Below are 1,865 nucleotides of genomic sequence, written 5' to 3' on the forward strand. Positions count from 1 at the left end.
CTCCGGGAGCGCGTGGGACAATGGGGGTGCTCCCGCGGACGGCCGGGACGCACGAGGTCTCGGAAGGAGCCGCCATGAGCGAGTGGAGGGCCGCGCCGTGCGGCTGACCGCCTTCTCGGACATCGCCCTGCGCGTGCTGCTGCTGACGGGTGCCGTCCCCGAGGGGGAGAGGCTCACCACCCGCGCCATCGCCGAGGGCGTGGGTGCCCCCTACCACCACGTGACCAAGACCGTGGGCCGGCTGAGCGGACTCGGCCTGCTGGCCTCGAGCCGCGGCCGCACCGGGGGCGTGTCGATCACCCCCGCCGGGCTGGACGCCACCGTGGGCGCGCTCCTGCGCGAGCTCGAGGCCGGCTCCGCGATGGTCGAGTGCGAGTCGGCCGGCGGGAGCTGCCCCCTGGACCACGGGTGCCGGCTGCGCCGCGCCCTCGCGGACGCGCGGGAGGCCTTCTACGCCGCGCTCGACGACGTGCGGGTGCGCGACCTCGTGAGCGAGCGGCAGCTCGGGCCGGTGCTGGTGTCCATCGGGCTGCGCCCGCCCGAGCCCGAGGAGGGCGGTGCGGTGGCGGCGCCACCGTCGATGAGTTAATAAAGCATTCGAGATGCTAGTTTGGGGACGTCATCCACCGGCTCCCCAGGAGGCAACCGTGCTGTCCGAGCAGTCCCGTCCCGTCGTCGAGCAGACCATCGGCATCGTCGCCGAGCGCATCCCGTTCATCACCCCCGAGTTCTACCGGTCCATGTTCGAGGCGCGCCCCGATCTGCTGGACGGCATGTTCAGCCGCTCCAACCAGAGGAACGGGACGCAGGCGCAGGCCCTCGCAGGCTCCATCGCGATGTTCGCCTCCTGGCTGCTCTCCCACCCGGAGGGCTACCCGGACGAGCTGCTCTCCCGCGTGGCGCACAAGCACGCGTCCCTGGGCGTGCTGCCCGAGCACTACCCGATCGTCCACGAGCACCTCTTCGGCGCGATCGCCCGGGACCTCGGCGACGCCGTGACGCCCGAGGTCGTGGCGGCCTGGGACGAGGTGTACTGGCTGATGGCCGACGCCCTGATCAAGATCGAGGAGGGCCTCTACGCGGGGCAGGCGAACACCGCGGTGTTCGCCCCGTTCCGCGTCGCGGCCAAGGAGCAGACCGGGACCACCACCACGGCGATCACCCTCGAGCCCGCCGACGGCACCCCGATGACCCCCGCCGTGGCCGGCCAGTACGTGACCGTCGAGGTGCGGATGCCCGACGGCGTGGAGCAGCCGCGGCAGTTCACCCTGGTCCCGGGGCCCGAGGGGACCCGGCGGATCGCCGTCCGCCTCGACGGCCGGGGCGAGGTCACCCCGGTGCTCCACCACGACGTGCAGGTGGGGGACGTGCTGCGGGTCTCCAACCCCTACGGCGACGTGGTCCTGCCGGAGGGGGACGGGCCGCTCGTGCTGGCCTCCGCCGGCATCGGCGTCACGCCCATGGTCGCGTTCCTGGACCGGCTGGTGCGTCAGGAGTCCGTGCGCCGGGTGATCGTGCTGCACGCCGACCGCTCCGCGCAGGAGTGGGCGCTGCGCGAGCTGCACGAGATGCTCGTGGCGGAGCTGCCGAACGCCACGCTGGAGACCTGGATGGAGACCCCGGGCGAGGGCGACCACGACGGGTTCATGGACCTCTCCGGGGTGGCGGTCCCGGCCGACGCACAGGTGGTGCTGTGCGGGCCGCTGCCGTTCATGCGGGCCGTCCGCTCCGCCGTGATCGCCCAGGGCGTCCCGGGCCGCCACGTGGCCTACGAGATCCTGGGCCCGGACCAGTGGATGCTCCACGACGAGGCGCGCGAGACCGCCGCGGTCTGAGCGCACCCGCGCAGAGGGGCCCCGCCGGAC

At 73.5% G+C, this 1,865-nt stretch carries 2 protein-coding genes; both read left to right on the top strand.

Features of this window, described 5'->3' with window-relative positions; translation table 11 throughout:
• The first annotated feature begins 97 nt into the window (after positions 1 to 97).
• The gene (locus tag ACFU0Y_RS18065) at positions 98 to 589 is read left to right on the top strand and encodes an RrF2 family transcriptional regulator (RefSeq protein WP_380216337.1); all 492 of its coding nucleotides are present in this window, start codon (positions 98 to 100) and stop codon (positions 587 to 589) included.
• 58 nt (positions 590 to 647) lie between these two features.
• Positions 648 to 1,835 (top strand): globin domain-containing protein, encoded by a 1,188-nt coding sequence (locus tag ACFU0Y_RS18070; protein WP_380216339.1) that lies wholly within the window; start codon positions 648 to 650, stop codon positions 1,833 to 1,835.
• Positions 1,836 to 1,865: the final 30 nt, after the last annotated feature.

Source organism: Kocuria sp. NPDC057446 (assembly GCF_042802875.1).
In the GTDB taxonomy this organism is placed as follows: domain Bacteria; phylum Actinomycetota; class Actinomycetes; order Actinomycetales; family Micrococcaceae; genus Kocuria.